The following is a 12,711-nucleotide window of genomic DNA, read 5'->3' on the forward strand; positions in this document are numbered from 1 at the left end:
CCTCCAATCGATGATGCGCGAGGAGCGCGGAGGGGTTGTGTGGGCATACCGGTGTCTCGTGTTGTTCTCAGCGACGGATGGCGAGGAAGCCGGCGGAATTGCCACGATCGATCTTGATCCGGCAACGTTCGAGTCGTTGGAACGACTCGATCGAGACCCGGACACTCGAAAGGCTTTTGTGCGAATGTTTTCCCTTGCGAGCGGCGGGATTTCGATGGTTTCGAAGAAATAGCGAGATCTGTCAATGATCAACAATTGGCGGAGCGGTTGCGGGGCGAGTCGGTGTTTTTCTCGTCCCCCGAGGTGAGGAACTGATCTCTGGCGCGAACCTTGGCCGCCCAGCTGGGAGAGTTCCCCGTCGATAACGGTCAGCGATGACCCCAGAGGCCCCACTGGAATGATGTTCCGGTGGGGCCTCTGGGGTGTCTGACGGCAGTAGTTGACGGCAACGTCAGCGGACGGGGGTTGCGCAGAGGGGCGGTTTGTTGCTGTCGTCGGGCTTGCTGGTGATCTCGGTGGGGGTGCGGAGGGCGTGGCCGAGGAGGTCGATGGCGTCGCGTTGGAGGCGGAGCCGGACATGGGCGTACACGGTGGCGGTGACGCCGATGTGGCCGCGCCCCAACAGCTCCTTGTTCACGACGAGTTCCACTCCCTGCTCCAGCAGGAGGTCGCCGCCGAGTGGCGAAGGTCGTGGAACCGGATGCGGCGGAGCCTGGCCCGGTGGAGCAGGGTGTTGAAGTGGCTGGTGAGGGTGGCTCCTTCGATCGGGGAGCCGTCGGGCCGGGTGAAGACGAGCCGCCGAGGCGTTCGATCTGTTGCTGTGTGCGTTCGAAGTCGGGGTGGTTGACGAGGTGGAGCAGGTCCCGTACGGCGGGGCTTGCCACGTGGCGCAGGTCCAGGGTGACCATTCGGGGCGTGTCCCTTCTGTTCGGGTGAGGCCCCGAGCAGCAACCAGCCGGATCTGTAGGCGTGTTGGTGCTGCTCGGGGCATGACGAACCAGACCCAGGAGCGGGCGTGGGTTCAGCGAGGGGATGTGGCTGGGGAGGGCCGGGGCTCAGAGCTGAGCGAGTGCGGTGGTGGCGACTGGCAGGGCGACGCCCATGCGCGTGCCCAGGTGGGCGGCGCTGATCGGCGATCCGTGCTCGGCGCGGTGAGTGTCCGCGATGGGCCGGGCCGCGTCCAGGAGGACGGCCGGCAGGACCGGGCCGGAGGTGGGCCGAGTCGTCTTGGCGACGGGTGGAGCGGCGGCCGGAGCCGGGGCGGGCTGCGGTTCCTCGGCAGGGGAGGCGGCGACAACCGGGGCGGGCGTCGGGGGCTCGCCCCAATGGCTTCCATGTGGCCGTCTTGCAGTGGTAGACGCTGCCGTCGGCGCGGATGCGGCGGGAGGCGGGGTGCTGCGGGGTGTGGTCATCAGGCGGCGTCCTGTTCGAGACGGGTGCGGATGAAGTCGGTCGGCGCCTGGGCGGGGATGCGGCGGGTGCGGCCGAGTGGGGCATCGGACGCGCACCGGTGGCTCATCCCGGCTGCGTCACCTGAACCGCATGCCTGCCGGGCAAGGGTGGCTTCGTGGGTGCTGACGTCCGTCGTGCAGAGGTCCCACCGGTGCTTCCGGTGGGACCTTCGCGGTTCCCGGACTCCTTTCAGAACGCCCCCGGCCGCCGCGCCCGCTTCATCCGGCGTTCGTCCGGGGCGCGCAGGCTCGGGCGGGGAAGACCCCCTCACATCGGCCACCACCGTGGCCCCCGCCCGGGAGCGACCATGACCTCCTCTGCCCCGACGCCCTCCGCCCGGCCGCGCGAACAGCGCCCGCGCCGGTACCTGATGTGCCGCCCCTCCCACTTCGAGGTGGTGTACGCGATCAACCCCTGGATGGACCCGGAGAAGCCGGTCGACACCGGCCTCGCCGTCCTGCAGTGGGAGCGGCTGCGCGAGCTGTACCTCCAGCTCGGGCACACCGTCGAGCTGATCGAGCCGGTACCCGGTCTGCCCGACATGGTGTACGCGGCCAACGGGGCCACCGTCGTCGGCGGCCGCGTCCTCGGCGCCCGCTTCCGCAACGCCGAGCGCGTCGCCGAGGGACCGGCGTACCTGGACTGGTTCCGGGAGAACGGCTTCACCGAGCTGCACGATCCCGAGTACGTCAACGAGGGCGAGGGTGACTTCCTGGTCACGGCCTCCCACGTCCTGGCCGGGCACGGGTTCCGCAGCGACGAGCGTGCCCACGGGGAGGCGGAGGCGTTCTTCGGGCGGCCCGTCATCGGCCTGGAGCTGGTCGACCCGCGCTACTACCACCTCGACACGGCGCTCGCCGTGCTCGACGGTGACGAGATCATGTACCACCCGGAGGCCTTCGCCCCCGCCAGTCGCGCGCTGCTGGAGACGCTCTTCCCCGACGCGCTGCTCGTATCCGCCCAGGACGCCGCCGTGTTCGGGCTGAACGGCGTCAGCGACGGGCTGAACGTGGTGCTTCCCGAGGCCGCCGAGGGGCTGGCGGCGCAGCTGCGCGAGCGCGGCTTCCACCCCGTCGGCGTGGACCTGTCCGAACTGCTCAAGGGCGGCGGCAGCGTCAAGTGCTGCACCCTCGAGATCCGGCCCTGACCGTCCGGCCCTGACCCTCCCGGCCCGCGCCGGTGTGCCGCGGCCCGGGAGGGGCCGCGGCACGTACGGGGTCAGTGGAACAGCATCGAGGCGTCGCCGGCCGCCGTCGCGACCGAGCCGGGGCACAAGAAGCTGCCCGAGGTCTTGGTCGCGGTGAAGGCCTGGTTGACGTACTTGCGGGTCGCTCCGTCACGGTTCCACGTGATGTTCGTGGCCTTGTAGCGGCAGGAGATGAAGCTCATCTTGCCCGTGATGTCGATGGCGTCGGTCCGGGCGAGGCCGGCGGCGTCGTCGAAGGTGAACGCGGGATTGTTGTTGAGGGAGGCGGTGATGCCGCCGCCGCAGGCGAGATTGCCGCCGGGGGTGTTGATGGTGGTGCGGTCGACGGTCAGCGCGCCCGGGGGGTTGGCGCTGGTGCGTGCGTTGGTCCACGTACAGGTGTTGCCGGCGACGACGATGACGCCGTCGAGCTGCTGGTCCGCGGTGGAACCGAGGGCCGTCGCCGACGTCGCCGCACCGACGATCACCGCTGCCGCCAGTACGGCAGCGCCCGGCCATGTCGAGATCTTCATGCTGTCGCTCCTCTTCGCCACGTCCTCGTGGGGTGTGAAGCGGGGCCCTGGGGGGCCTCGCCGGCGTGCGCCCGGCCCGACGGAGGCGGTTTCCGCGCCGGCCCGGGGAGAGAGCTTTCGAGACACGCCACGGAAGGTCCCACAGGGACCTTGAAATGTCAGGCCCATGTCAAGTGATTGGCTGGAGTTCGTCATGGGCCCCCTTCGTCACGTGCCCGGCCACGGTCGTCCCGCCCGGGCGGACGCCCGGGATGGCGTGAAAGGGGTGCGAGCATGCCGGCGGATTCCCGTTCTCCTGCGAACGGTGTGGAACGGATCGGGTCCCGTTGCGGTCTAGCCTTGTGCGCCCGTACAAGCGGCGCCGCCGGACCACAGGTCCGTGCCGACCGGCCAGCGCAGAGAGTTACCCCGATCCGTGAGTCTCACCAGCAGCACGCTCCTGCTCCTCGTCCTCCTCGCCACGGTGCTGGCCTTCGCCGCCGCGGTGTGGCTGTGGCCACGCCTCGGCCGGCGGGGCGGGCGGCCGGTGCTCGGCCGGGTCGGCGTCGTCGTGGTGCTCCAGGTTCTGCTGCTCGCCTCCGTCGGGCTCACCGCCAACCGGACCTTCCTGCTCTACGGTTCCTGGGCGGACCTCGCCGGGGCGGAGCGGGCGATGCCCTCCATGGGCGAGGACGCGCCCGGAGGCGCGGCGGTCCGCGTCCTCGGCCGGCAGCCCACGGACGTACCCGGCGGCGGAACGCCCCGCATCGGCGGTGAGATCGAGAAGATCACCGTGCGCGGCGAGGGGTCCAAGGCCGTGGTCCAGGCGTACGTGTACCTGCCGCCCGAGTACTTCCAGAAGGGGAACGAGAACAGGAAGTTCCCCGCCACGGTGGTCCTCACCGGCTTCCCGGGGATGGCGGAGAACCTGCTCAAGGGGCTGGACTACCCGAAGACGGCGTGGAGGCTCGCCAAGCAGAAGAAGATGCCGCCGATGGTCCTGGTGATGATGCAGCCCTCGGTGATCCCGACCCGCAACAGCCAGTGCGTCGACGTGCCGGGCGGCCCGCTCAGCGAGACCTTCTTCGGTACGGACCTGCCCAAGGCGGTCTCGGGCGCCTACCGCGTCGGCACCTCGCCCTCGAGCTGGGCCGTCATGGGGGACTCCACCGGGGGCTACTGCGCGCTGAAGATGGCGTTGGAGCACCCGGAGCACTACGCGGCCGGAGTGGGCCTGTCGACGGACTACAAGCCGGAGCTCGACCAGTACTCCGGTGATCTCTTCCACGGGAACGCCGCCGAGGAGAAACGATCCGACCTGCTGTGGAGCCTGGACAACCTGCCGCAGGGCAAGTCCTCCTTCCTGGTGGCGAGCTCGAAGCAGGGCGAGCCGAACTACAAGGACACGCAGAAGTTCGTCGCGAAGGTGAAGGAACCGGCGCGCGTCTCCTCGATCACGCTCGACAGCGGCGGCCACGGCTTCAACACCTGGCGCCGGGAGATCCCGCCCGCGCTGGAGTGGCTCGGCGGCCGCATCACCGCCGAGTGAGCCGGCCTGGGCGGGGCCGGGTCCCGGCCGCGTGAGCCGGTCCCACCCGGGCGGACCGGCTCGCGGCCCCGGGCCCACCCCACCCCGCCCCGGGCCCACCCCGCCCCGCGCCGGTCCCGCCCGGATGCGGGCGCGCCCGTCCGGGCGGAGGCTGGGGCCATGCACCACACGCCGATCCTCGTCCACCCGATCGCCCCGGCCGGCGGCCGCCGCGTCTCCCTGCGCGCCGGGGGCCGGGACACCGTCCTCGGCCTGGCCTTCGACGACGCCGACGTGATCGAGTTCCTGCGCCGGGCCGGCGTACCCGACCCCGACGACACGGTCCTCGGCGGCTCGGAGCTCGTCGAATGGCAGGGCGACGAGCCGCACGCCTTCGAAGCGGAGCCCTCCGACACCGACATCCCGTGACTCCCCGTCCCGAACCCCCACGCCCGGGCGACCGGGAGGGCACCATGGGGGGCGGTGGCTGATCCGAGCCGTCCGTTCGGGAGATGAAGGGGAAGACGGCATGCTGAAGGCCTTCGCCGACCTGTCCACGCCGCTCGTGGCCGACGCCTGCGTCCGTACGGGCGTGCCGCTGCGCGTGGCACCGCCCGGCATCCGCACCGTGCTGCCCGGCCACCGGGTCGCGGGCCGCGCGCTGCCGGCGCGCCACTACGGCAGCGTGGACGTGTTCCTGGAGGCGTACGGATCCGCCGAGCCCGGCGACGTCCTGGTCGTCGACAACGGCGGCCGTACGGACGAGGCCTGCGTCGGCGACCTCACCGCGCTCGAGGCCGAGACCGCCGGCCTGTCGGGCCTCGTCGTGTGGGGACTGCACCGCGACACCCCCGAGCTCGCCGAGATCGGCCTCCCCGTCTTCAGCTACGGAAGCCACCCGCCGGGGCCGGTGCGACTGGACGAGCGCGAGCCGGAGGCGCTGGTCACCGCCCGGTTCGGGCCGCACCTCGTCGGCGGCTGGGACTTCGTCTTCGGCGACGCGGACGGGGTGCTGTTCGTGCCCGCCGACCGGGTCGAGGAGGTGCTGGACACCGCGCTCGCGATCCGCGAGACCGAGCGCGAACAGGCCCGCCGGATCCGCTCGGGCGAGACCCTGCGCAGCCAGACGGCCTTCACCGACTACCTGGTCCTGCGCGACGCCGACCCCTCGTACACCTTCCGCCGGCACCTGCGCCGGATGGGCGGCGCCATCGAGGAGTGACGGCGCCTCCGTACGGGGGTGCTCCCTACGGAGGAGCTCCCGTACGGAGGCCCCCCGAGGGAGGCGCCGCCACGGCCGGTCACCCGGCGGCGGGCCCGATCACCGCCGCGCCGCCGGGCACGCGGTGTCCCCGGCCGGCAGGGCGCCGTCCAGCAGGTAGCCCTCCACGTACGCGTCGACGCAGGCGTTGCCGTTCTGGAACTGGCCGTGGTCGCCGCCCTCGACGGTGACCAGCCGAGATCCCGCCAGTCCCCGGTGGGCGCGTACGGCGGCCTCGTAGTACGTCGCCGGGTCGTTCTTCGAGTTGAGCATCAGCACCGGCGGCAGCCCCTCCCCGGTGACCTTGACGCGCGGAGCCTTGGAGCGCGGCCAGTTCGCGCAGACCGAGGCGAACGTCAACTCCCTAGCCCCGGCCAGCGGATGGGTGCGCGTGGCTTCGGCGCTCCGCTCCACCCAGTACCGGCCGTCACGGTTCCACGGGGTGTCGCCGCAGGTGACCGAGAAGAAGTCGGCGATGAACTCCGCGCCCATCAGGTGCTTGAGCTTCCCGGCCACGGCCTTCCTCGTCTCCGCCGGAGCCTGCTCCGGATGCTCCAGGAAGCCGAGGAGCGCCGCGAGGTCCGCGAACTGGTGCGTGTTGTACAGGGCGCTCGTGGCGGCCCCGTCGAGGTGGTCGGGCGTGATGACCGTCCCCTCGACGTCCAGCGGCCGCTCGTGCAGGGCGGCGCGCACCCGCTCGTACGAGGCCCGCGCCTCCTCCGGGGTTCGCCCCTGGTGGTAGGTGGCGTCGTTGGCGGCCAGCCACGGCAGGAAGTCCTGCTCGAAGCGGCGCTGGAAGCTCATCGGCTGCCCGGTCAGGAAGGACTGCCAGTCCCCGGTGAAGTCGATGTTGCTGTCCAGGACGACCCGCTCCACGCGGCGGGGGAACTCGGTCGCGTAGTACGCCCCGAGGAAGCTGGCGTACGAGGGCCCGTAGTAGGAGACCTTCTGCTCGCCGAGCAACTCCCGGTACAGGTCCATGTCGTGGACGGCCTGATCGGTGGTGATGTACGGCAGCAGCGGGCCCGAGTTGCGCTCGCAGTCCCGTACGAACTCCCGCGCGCGGTCGAAGGTCCGTCGGACGGCGGCCGCCGAGCGGTCGCGCAGGTCGCCGCCGCCGAACATGGCGTCGACCTTGTCCTGGTCCGAGCAGACGACCTTCGTACTGGCGCCCACGCCCCGCTGGTCGAAGCCGACGATGTCGTACGCGGCCGCCAGCTTCGGGCTGTACGACGCGAGCCGGGCCGGCCGGGGGAGCCCCGAGGCCCCGGGACCGCCTGCCGCCATCATGAGCACGCCCCGGCGCTTCGCCGGATCCGCCGCGCGGCGGCGGGAGACGGCGATCGTCAGGTCCGGGCCGGAGCCCGGGTGGTACCAGTCCCGCGGTACGGACATCGAGGCGCATTCCAGCGCGCCGTCCGCGCAGGGCCGCCAGTCGAGCCGTTGCAGCCGGTACCGGTCCGGCACCGGCGGGGTCGCGGGGCTCGCCGCCATGGCGTTCGTGGCGGCGGCGTTCGTGCCGGCGGCGGCGTTCGCCGGGCCGACGGGCAGGGCGGTCGCGGCGAGCAGCCCGCAGGCGGCCGCCGCGAGCCACCGCGCGGGCTTCTTGAACACGTGCATGTCTGAACTCCCCCTGGGATCCGGCTGGTCCCCTTGATCGTGCCGCGCCGGCCCCCGCGCCTCGATATCCCTGCCATCCGCATCCGGGGTGGCACCAGTACCACCCCGTGCCAGTGCCACCCCGTGCCACCGCCGCCCCGTGCCGGGCCACCCCGGCGGCGGCTTTGCCTCTGGCCGGGGAGTCCGTAGCAGAACCGATACTTCACGCCTCTGTGACGTGTGTCGCACGCAGCGCTACATTGCCCACGCCCCGCGGCTGCGGGGAGGTGCGGGCCGTACGGCCGGGGGAGGGGCATCGACGATGGGCTCTGGAGTCTTCGCGAAGCTGGGGAGCGCGGTCACCGTGAAGACCGCCGCCGTGGCCGCCGCGGGCGCCTTGGTGGTGTCCGGCGCGGTGGGGGCCGGCGTATGGGCGCTCGGAGGGGGCCCGCGGCTGGCGGTCGTCCAGCGCAGCGTCTCCGTACCGGTCGCGGCGGGCGGCGAACGGTCCGCGGTCGCCGCCTGCCAGAGCCATGAGAAGGCGCTCGGCGGTGGATACGCCATCACCGGGACGGGCTTCGCCACGAACAGCCTCTTCGTGGGCGATGCCTGGCTGGCGGCCGCGTACAACCCGGACGCCGCGCCCGCCACGCTCACCTCGTACGCCCTGTGCGTCAACGCGAAGCCCGAGTTCCTGGGCGGCGGCTGGTCCGAGCAGGTGCACGCGTACCAGGACCGGGGCAACAAGATGACCAGCGCCAGCGGTGGCGGGTCGATCCGCGACCTCACGACCGACGGGCCGTTCGCGGACGCGGCCAAGCACGGCTCCGCCTCGCCCTCCTGCCCCGGCGACTTCACCTCGCTGGGAACGGAGTTCAGGTCGGGCCGCACCGTGACGGGCCGCGGGGTGGCGCCGGTCCCGCTCGACAGCCTGACCACGAAGTCGGCCTACTCCGACTCCGCCAAGGCCGTGCCCTACGTCAGGCTCAATCCGGGCAGTCGGCTGAGCGAGGCCACCTTCCCGATCCACTCGTCCGACTTCATCACGCACCAGACGCGGATCGTGGACCCGCAGCCGCCGGAGGCGAACTACGCCGTCACCGTCCGCCCGATCTGCGTCCGGCTGGGGAGCGTGTCCGTGGCCACCGTCAAAGTCGCGGTGACCGCGGGGGGCAGCGTGGACGCGGCGGTGTCGTGCCCCAAGGGGAAGCTGGTGGTCGGCGGCGGATTCCAGTTCCCGGCGGCCAACGAGTCGGGCGGTTCGGAGGCCCCGGTGCGCTTCTTCGGCGACGGCTGGCTGTACGCACCGGCCGACGCGCCGGCGGCCGGTGAGCCCTCGGGCCACAAGGTGACGGCCTGGCACGTCACCGGCAGGAACGGGCAGAAGGCCGGTCTCGACTACCACAACTCGGTCTGGGACGAGCACAGCGACCCGGAGACGCGCACCGGGAACGGCTACTTCGACACGCACCGCCGCGGTCCCGACGACCAGGAGCTGCACGTCTCGCCGGTGCCGGACAGCCAGGAGCTGGTCGCCAGCGCGGTCTGCGCGAAGATCGACGCCAAGCCCACCGAGCCGGCCAAGGCCCCCGCTCCGCCGTCCGTCTCCCGGCCGGAGCTGCCGCACGCCCTGGACCCGGCGCCGGGCGGCACGGGCTCCGCGCCCCCCTCGTCCTCGCCCTCCGTCCCGCCGGCCGGCGCTTCGCCGTCGGCGAGCCCGTCCGCCCCGCCCGGTACGACGCCCACGCCCGGCGGCCCCGACAGCCCGGGGACCCCGACCAAGGCCGGCCCGACCCGTCCGGGCACGCCGTCGCAGAGCGGTTCGCCGACCCGGCAACAGCCGCAGGCCCCGGCGGTGAACATCCAGCAGCCCTCCGCAGGCGGCCAGTTGAGGCGCGGATGCGAGGAGTCGTTCGCCGGTACGGCCCGGACCCGCCCCGGCGACCAGCCCTTCACCGACCCGCAGTACACGAGCTGGCGGATCACCGGGCCGAACGGACCCGTGGCGCTGGGCGCGGGCGCCTCGGGCAGGTTCCTGGTTCCCCTGCTGCCCGACGGGACGTACAAGCTGGTGTTCTCCGCGACCGATCCGGCGGCCGGACTCACCGGCAGCGCGGAGGTCTCCGTAAGGATCGTCGGCTGCATCCGCTGAAGACCGGGAACGCAAGACCGATCACCGAACACCCCTGGGGGAACGGCGGCAGGAGGGTGGCCGGGGGGCCGGACGAAGAGGATCATGAGGGGGCGCCGGCCCGCCGGGCCCCGCCCCGCCACCGAGTCCAGGAGGTACGTGTGTCTGCCGCGTCGAACACCGCGTCGTCGAGCTATGCATCCGGGGTCTTCGAAGTACCGCTGCTGGGCGACACGATCGGCGAGAACCTGGACCGCACCGTCCGCCGGTTCCCCGACCGCGACGCCCTCGTCGACCTCGCCGCCGGGCGCCGGTGGACGTACGCGGAGCTCGCCGCCGACGTCGACGCCCTCGCTCTCGGCCTGCTGGACCTGGGCATCGGCAAGGGGGACCGCGTCGGCATCTGGGCACCCAACCGCGCCGAGTGGACGCTGGTGCAGTACGCCACCGCCAAGATCGGGGCGATCCTCGTCACGGTCAACCCGGCGTACCGCTCGCACGAGGTGGAGTACGTCCTGCGCCAGGCCGGGATCCGGCTGCTCGTCGCGGCGGAGCGCTTCAAGTCCTCCGACTACGCCGGGATGATCGAGGAGGTCTCCCCGCGCTGCCCGGACCTGGAGTTCACCGTACTGCTGGAGGCCCCGGAGTGGGCCTCCCTCCTGGAGCGGGGCCGCGGCGGTGATCCGGCCGACCTCGTACGGGCGGCGGCGGAGCTGAGCCCGGACGACCCGGTCAACATCCAGTACACCTCGGGGACGACCGGCTTCCCCAAGGGGGCGACCCTCTCCCACCACAACATCCTCAACAACGGGTTCTTCGTCGGGGAGTTGTGCCACTACACCGAGCAGGACCGGGTCTGCATCCCGGTCCCCTTCTACCACTGCTTCGGGATGGTCATGGGCAACCTCGCCTGCACCAGCCACGGCGCCGCCATGGTCATTCCGGCGCCGGCCTTCGACCCGGCGGCCACGCTCGCCGCGGTGGAGGCGGAGTCGTGCACCTCCCTGTACGGGGTCCCCACGATGTTCATCGCCGAACTGGCCGCGCCCGGCTTCGACTCGTACGACCTGTCCAGCCTGCGCACGGGCATCATGGCGGGCTCGCCCTGCCCGGTCGAGGTGATGAAGGAGGTCATCGACCGGATGGGCATGCGCGAGGTGTCCATCTGCTACGGGATGACGGAGACCTCGCCGGTGTCCACGCAGACCCGCGCCGACGACTCCGTGGAGCGCCGGGTGTCGACGGTGGGCCGCGTCGGGCCGCACCTGGAGGTCAAGGTGGTCGATCCGCAGTCGGGGCGGACCGTGCGGCGCGGTGAGCCGGGGGAGCTCTGCACCCGCGGCTACTCGGTGATGCTCGGCTATTGGGGCGAGCCGGAGCGGACCGCCGAGGCCGTCGACGCCGCGCGGTGGATGCACACCGGTGACCTCGCGGTGATGGACGAGGACGGTTACCTGAGCATCACGGGTCGCATCAAGGACATGGTGATCCGGGGCGGGGAGAACGTGTACCCGCGCGAGATCGAGGAGTTCCTCCACGGCCATCCGGACGTCCTGGACGTGCAGGTCATCGGAGTCCCCGACGCCAAGTACGGGGAGGAGCTGATGGCCTGGGTGCGGATGCGCGAGGGGGCGGGGCCGCTGACGGCGGCAGCCGTCCGCGCGTACTGCGACGGACGGCTGGCTCACTTCAAGATCCCGCGGTACGTGCACGTCGTGGAGGAGTTCCCGATGACCGTGACCGGCAAGGTCCGCAAGGTCGAGATGCGCGAGACGTCGGCCCGGCTGCTCGGGCTCTCCTCGTAACGGCGGCGGCGCCGGAGCGGGCGGTTCAGCTACGGGGGGACAGCTCGGCCATGGCGCTCCAGCCCTGGCCGGGCACCTCGACGTGGATGATCTCCGGCGTACTGGCGATGGCGCCGGCGAGGGTCTCCATACCGGCCTTGAAGTGGTCGGACGCCACGTGCGCGGCGCCGGCCTCGGCGTCGGTGAAGGCCTCCAGGAGGGTGTACTTGGTGGGGTCGTCGACGCTGCGCGACCAGTCGTAGAAGAGGTTCCCCGGCTCGTTGCGGGTGGCCCGGGTGAAGTCGTCGACGAGCGTGAGCCAGTCGTCGCTGTGCTCCGGGCGGACGTCGAACCTGACGGCGATGAAGATCATGCCGACCAGCCTGGCACCCCGCGGCGGCCCCCGCATCCCCATCGCACCGTATTTCCGGCAGGGCCGGAAAACGGCCCCGGACGTCGGCGCGCGGGGAGGTCTCAGGCGCAGTCGGCCGCGGCCCGCGCGAGCGCCGTGCGGATCTCCCGCGGCCGCCGCCGGAACTCCTCGGTCGGCAGCGACACCGACAGGGCGTGCACCGCGTCGCCGTCGTGGTCCGGGTCGCGCCGCAGGGCGACGGCCAGGCAGGTGTACGCGGGATCGGCCTCGCCGATCGAGACGGCGAAGCCCTGCCCGCGGACCCGGGAGAGCTCCGCCTCCAGCAGCTCGGCACTGGTGATGGTGGCCCCGGTCAGGCGGGCCATCCCGTGCTCGGCCAGATACCGCCGGCGCAGCGGCCGGGGGAGCTCGGCGAGCAGCGCCTTGCCGTGCGCGGTGGCGTGCGCCCGGGTCTCCCGGCCGGGGGTGAACGGATTTCCCGCGTCCGTGACCGGGGCGGTGGTGTCGACGACCGTGATCAGGCCGCCCCGGTAGGCGGTGTAGTACGCCTCGGCGCCGGTGGTCCGGCGCAGCCGGGTCAGCAGATCGGCCATGCGCGGGGCGGGCTCCAGGTGGCGCAGCAGGCTCCGGTGCAGCCCGGGGATCCGCGGTCCCAGCACGTACCCCTGCGCGGTGCGGGCGAGGTATCCGCGGGCGGTGAGCGGGGCCAGCAGGTGGTAGGCGGTGGACAGCGAGCACTCCGTCCGGCGGGCCAGGGCCTTGGCGCCGACCGGTCCGGGCGCGTCGGCGACGGCGTCGAGGATCGCGAGCGCGCGGTCGGCGGACTGAGGGCCGGTGGGGGGCATGGTGCGGATCTCCGGAGGCGGTGGGTGGGTGTGTCCCCGA

Annotated in this window: 10 protein-coding genes and 1 pseudogene; 6 read left to right on the forward strand and 5 right to left on the reverse strand. The window is 72.3% G+C overall.

Going from position 1 to position 12,711, the window contains the following annotated elements; all coding sequences use genetic code 11:
* Positions 1-451: 451 nt before the first annotated feature.
* Positions 452-795: pseudogene (locus K7B10_RS35025) on the reverse strand (tyrosine-type recombinase/integrase); the annotation flags it as partial.
* A gap of 964 nt (positions 796-1,759) precedes the next feature.
* On the opposite strand from K7B10_RS35025, the gene ddaH reads away from it, so the two are divergent.
* Positions 1,760-2,599, forward strand: coding sequence for a dimethylargininase (ddaH, locus tag K7B10_RS35035; protein WP_229342887.1), 840 nt, complete (start codon positions 1,760-1,762; stop codon positions 2,597-2,599).
* 71 nt (positions 2,600-2,670) lie between these two features.
* Here ddaH and K7B10_RS35040 read toward each other — a convergent pair whose 3' ends face one another.
* Positions 2,671-3,171, reverse strand: a complete 501-nt coding sequence (locus K7B10_RS35040; RefSeq protein WP_229342889.1) for a hypothetical protein — start codon at positions 3,169-3,171, stop codon at positions 2,671-2,673.
* Positions 3,172-3,586: 415 nt separating this feature from the next.
* On the opposite strand from K7B10_RS35040, the gene K7B10_RS35045 reads away from it, so the two are divergent.
* The 3 genes from K7B10_RS35045 (at position 3,587) to K7B10_RS35055 (ending at position 5,900) form a co-directional block, all read left to right on the forward strand.
* Positions 3,587-4,699 carry an alpha/beta hydrolase gene (locus K7B10_RS35045; RefSeq protein ID WP_229342891.1) on the forward strand — a complete coding sequence of 371 codons (1,113 nt, stop codon included), beginning with the start codon at positions 3,587-3,589 and terminating at the stop codon, positions 4,697-4,699.
* Between the two features lie 159 nt (positions 4,700-4,858).
* Positions 4,859-5,107 (forward strand): hypothetical protein, encoded by a 249-nt coding sequence (locus K7B10_RS35050; RefSeq protein WP_229342894.1) that lies wholly within the window; start codon positions 4,859-4,861, stop codon positions 5,105-5,107.
* Positions 5,108-5,207: 100 nt separating this feature from the next.
* The gene (locus K7B10_RS35055) at positions 5,208-5,900 is read left to right on the forward strand and encodes an RraA family protein (protein ID WP_229342896.1); all 693 of its coding nucleotides are present in this window, start codon (positions 5,208-5,210) and stop codon (positions 5,898-5,900) included.
* Positions 5,901-5,999: 99 nt separating this feature from the next.
* On the opposite strand, the gene K7B10_RS35060 is transcribed toward K7B10_RS35055, so the two are convergent.
* The gene (locus K7B10_RS35060) at positions 6,000-7,559 is read right to left on the reverse strand and encodes an alpha/beta hydrolase (RefSeq protein WP_229342898.1); all 1,560 of its coding nucleotides are present in this window, start codon (positions 7,557-7,559) and stop codon (positions 6,000-6,002) included.
* 301 nt (positions 7,560-7,860) lie between these two features.
* On the opposite strand from K7B10_RS35060, the gene K7B10_RS35065 reads away from it, so the two are divergent.
* A complete protein-coding gene (locus K7B10_RS35065) occupies positions 7,861-9,690 on the forward strand; it encodes a hypothetical protein (protein WP_229342900.1) in 1,830 nt (609 codons plus the stop codon).
* A gap of 140 nt (positions 9,691-9,830) precedes the next feature.
* Positions 9,831-11,474, forward strand: coding sequence for an AMP-binding protein (locus tag K7B10_RS35070; RefSeq protein WP_229342901.1), 1,644 nt, complete (start codon positions 9,831-9,833; stop codon positions 11,472-11,474).
* A 25-nt stretch (positions 11,475-11,499) separates the two neighbouring features.
* On the opposite strand, the gene K7B10_RS35075 is transcribed toward K7B10_RS35070, so the two are convergent.
* Together K7B10_RS35075 and K7B10_RS35080 are read right to left on the reverse strand one after the other, a co-directional pair.
* Positions 11,500-11,826, reverse strand: a complete 327-nt coding sequence (locus K7B10_RS35075; protein WP_229342903.1) for a putative quinol monooxygenase — start codon at positions 11,824-11,826, stop codon at positions 11,500-11,502.
* A 101-nt stretch (positions 11,827-11,927) separates the two neighbouring features.
* Positions 11,928-12,671: an IclR family transcriptional regulator gene (locus tag K7B10_RS35080; protein ID WP_229342905.1), complete on the reverse strand. Its 744-nt coding sequence runs from the start codon at positions 12,669-12,671 to the stop codon at positions 11,928-11,930.
* Positions 12,672-12,711: the final 40 nt, after the last annotated feature.

It is taken from the genome of Streptomyces flavotricini, assembly GCF_020639365.1.
In the GTDB taxonomy this organism is placed as follows: Bacteria; Actinomycetota; Actinomycetes; order Streptomycetales; family Streptomycetaceae; genus Streptomyces; species Streptomyces flavotricini.